At 70.2% G+C, this 3,361-nt stretch carries 4 protein-coding genes; all 4 read right to left on the bottom strand.

What is annotated here, in order from left to right:
- Positions 1 to 1,309, bottom strand: a 1,309-nt coding sequence (locus G6028_RS07190) for an acyl-CoA carboxylase subunit beta (protein WP_182658461.1), incomplete at its 3' end; no start/stop codon positions are given.
- Between the two features lie 258 nt (positions 1,310 to 1,567).
- A complete protein-coding gene (gene acpM / locus G6028_RS07185; RefSeq protein ID WP_095719155.1) occupies positions 1,568 to 1,819 on the bottom strand; it encodes a meromycolate extension acyl carrier protein AcpM in 252 nt (83 codons plus the stop codon).
- A 104-nt stretch (positions 1,820 to 1,923) separates the two neighbouring features.
- The gene (locus G6028_RS07180; protein ID WP_182658460.1) at positions 1,924 to 2,850 is read right to left on the bottom strand and encodes an acyltransferase domain-containing protein; all 927 of its coding nucleotides are present in this window, start codon (positions 2,848 to 2,850) and stop codon (positions 1,924 to 1,926) included.
- 155 nt (positions 2,851 to 3,005) lie between these two features.
- The coding region (locus tag G6028_RS07175; protein WP_182658459.1) for a PucR family transcriptional regulator at positions 3,006 to 3,361 on the bottom strand (356 nt) is incomplete at its 5' end.

Below are 3,361 nucleotides of genomic sequence, written 5' to 3'. Positions count from 1 at the left end.
CGCCACCGGCGATCGCGGCGTGCTCGTCGGCCAGCCGCTCGTGCAGGGCCTCGCGCTCGTCCTCCGGCGCCGCTGCGAGCGTGCGCTTGTGCAGGATGCCCACCGCCGCCTTGGCGCCCATCACGGCCACCTCCGCATCGGGCCACGCGAACACGGCGGAGGCGCCCAGCGCGCGCGAGTTCATGGCGATGTAGGCCCCGCCGTAGATCTTTCGGGTGACCAGCGTGACGCGGGCGACGGACGCCTCCGCGAAGGCGTGCAGCAGTTTGGCGCCACGCCGGACGACGCCCTCCCACTCCTGGGAGACCCCGGGGAGGTAACCGGGGACGTCGACCACGACGAGAAGCGGTACGCCGAACGCGTTGCACAGGCGGACGAACCGGGAGGCCTTCTCGGCGGACTCGGAGTTGAGGCAACCCCCCAGGCGGAGCGGGTTGTTGGCGATCACGCCGACCGTGCGGCCCGACATCCTGCCGAAGCCCACGACGATGCTGGGCGCCCACTTGGCCTGGAGCTCCTCGAAGGTCGTGCTCCCGTCCAACTCGGACGAGTCGAGGATGCCGTGGACGAGGGGACGCACGTCGTAGGCACGCTTGGGTGACTCCGGGAGCAACCCCGCCAGATCCGTGTGGTCGCCCTCGAGCGCCCGCAGATCGAACTCACCCTGCGCGGACAGGAGGTTCACCAGCCGCCTCGCGCGGTGCAGAGCGTCCCGCTCGTCAGCGGCGGCGATGTGACACACGCCGGACTTGCGGTGGTGGACGTCCTGGCCGCCTAGGCCCTCCATGTCCACCTGTTCCCCGGTGACGGAGCGGACCACGTCGGGTCCGGTGACGAAGATCTTGCCCGCCGGCGCCATGATCACGACGTCCGTGAGCGCGGGGCCGTACGCGGCACCGCCGGCGGCGGGCCCGAGCACGACCGAGATCTGCGGCACGTGGCCCGAGGCGCGGACCATGGCCTCGAAGACCAGGCCGACCGCGTGCAGCGCCTCGACGCCCTCGGCGAGTCGTGCCCCTCCCGAGTGCCACACGCCCACGACGGGCAGGTGCTCGTCGATGGCGGTGTCGATCGCGTGGACGATGTGACGGCACCCGTCCAGGCCCATCGCGCCACCCATGACGGTGGCGTCGGTGGCATAGGCGATCGTGGGTTCGCCGTCGATCAGGCCCCGCGCGGCGAGCGCGCCCGACGCGTCGGGTTCCGTGAGGAACTCCAGTGATGCCGGATCGAAGAGGTTCTCGAGCCGGGCGACGGGGTCGCGCGGGTCGATCTGGGTGTTCTGGTCCACGGTGCTCGTGATGGTCATCGAATGCAGTCCTTTCCGCGGCGCACCTCCCGGATGGGAGGGTGCGCTCCTTATGGACCCCCGGACTGGCTGGTGTGGGGGAGGCGAGCGATCCGGGACCCCCGTCCCTGATCGCGCCTTCCGCCCGTCACCCCGCGTGACGCGGGGTGCTCTCGTGTGTCGGGTCCCGGACGTGGGGTGGAGACGCGGGCTCGTCTGGTGCACCGACCGCACCTTCGGCCCTGAACGCGTCCCCGCCCCGTGCTCCGGGACGTGGTGTCAGCTCTGGTCGATCTTCTGGATGTAGTCGACCGCATCCTGCACAGTACGCAACTTGGCGAGGTCCTCGTCCGGGATCTCCACCCCGTAGCGGTCCTCCGTCTGGACCGCGATCTCCACCATGGAGAGCGAATCGATGTCCAGATCGTCCACGAAGGACTTCTCCGGGGTCACCTCGGAAGGCTCGATTCCGGTGACCTCCTCGACGATCTCCGCAAGTCCGGAGATGATCTCGGCCTCGGTGCGTGCCATGTGGTGTCCTTTCTGGTGGTGTCGTCGCGCCCGGTCGGGCACGGCGGGGTCGTCATGACGCGACCGCCGGGCGAGGCCGGCGACCGCGGGTTCGTGGGGGTGGTCTACGCGCCGCTGAGTGCGGGGACGGCGTCGAGCGCGTCCTCCAGGTCCTCGGGCGTGGTGACGCCGTGCCGGGGCACCTCGCGCATCATGCGCTTGGCCAGGCCGACGAGCGCCCCGGACGGGGGGAGCTCGACGAACGCGTCCACGCCGAGCTTGAGCATGGTCTGCGTGCACAGGTCCCAGCGGACCGGATGGGTGATCTGCGAGATCACGCGGTCCACGGCGTCCCTGCCCGAGGTGACGACCATGCCGTCGGCGTTCGAGAGCAGGGTCAGCTCGGGATCCCGGACCTCGATCGTGTCCGCGAGGGCGCGGAACCTCTCGACGGCGGACCCCATGTGCCGCGTGTGGAACGCCCCGGCCACGTCGAGGCGGCGCAGGCGGGCGCGGCTCGGAGGGTTCTGCTCGAGCGCGTCACACGTCTCGAGCGGGCCGGCGGCCACGATCTGCCCGGCGCCGTTGCGGTTGGCGGGCTCCAGGCCGGCGTTCTCCAGGGCGAGCAGGACGTCGGCCTCGACCCCTCCCAGGACGGCGATCATCCCGGTCGGCCGGTCGGCACAGGCCCGTGACATCGCGGCGCCCCGGACCGACGCCAGGCGGAGCGCGTCCGCCTCCGAGACCACACCGGCGATCGCGAGCGCCGCGACCTCACCGATGGAGTGCCCGGCGACGATCGTATCGGCGGGCACCTGGCCCCGTCGACGGAGCTCTGCGGTTCCGAGCAACGCGGAGGCGACCACCAGCGGTTGGGTGACCGCGGTGTCGGTGATCTCCTGCAGGGTCGCGGTGGTGCCCAGGCGTTCGAGATCGAGTCCACTCGAGGCGGACCACTCGTCGAGGCGGGCCGAGGCGCCGGGTAGCTCGAGCCATGGCGCGAGCATTCCGGCTTTCTGGGACCCTTGTCCGGGGGCGGTGAGGCAAAGCACGAGTATCAGACAACACGTGTTGCCCTCCCTCGGATGATGTTCTCGTAACCAGAAACACCGGCCGGATTTTGTGGGGTTCCCACAAATCCGGTGTTGAGTGGGTCGACATCTCTGTGAGTGGAGTTTTCGTTACAGGGTGTGACGAGAGTGATTGTTTAGCTGTCCTGAGGGCTTCGTTCGGCGAACTTGCCGAGGACGAGGGCTATCCGGAGGACAAAAGCCTCCCTCGCGTCAAGCGGGTCGAACTCGGTGATCTGGCTCACTCGTTTGAGGCGATACCGCACGGTGTTGGGATGGACATACAACCCGCGCGCACACGCCTCCACGTGACCACCCGAGTCCAGGTAGGCCCTCAGGGTCTCCTCGAGGGACGGATCGGCGCCCCGGAGCGGGGTGACGATCCGCTCCACCAGCATCCCCGCCGCCCCGCGGTCCCCGCCCAGGACCCGCTCCGGCAACAGGTCGATCGCCGCCACCGGGCGGGGGGCGCCGGGCCACCCGGTCGCGGCCG

The organism is Dietzia cercidiphylli (assembly GCF_014145145.1).
Lineage (GTDB): Bacteria > Actinomycetota > Actinomycetes > Mycobacteriales > Mycobacteriaceae > Dietzia > Dietzia natronolimnaea.
Note: the sequence above shows the minus strand (reverse complement) of the source record. Positions and strands in the feature narration are given on the sequence as shown.

What these genes read in the sequence shown, in the direction of transcription:
- acpM (WP_095719155.1), bottom strand. Translation starts at nt 1,819, where the DNA reads ATGGCACGCACCGAGGCCGAGATCATCTCCGGACTTGCGGAGATCGTC.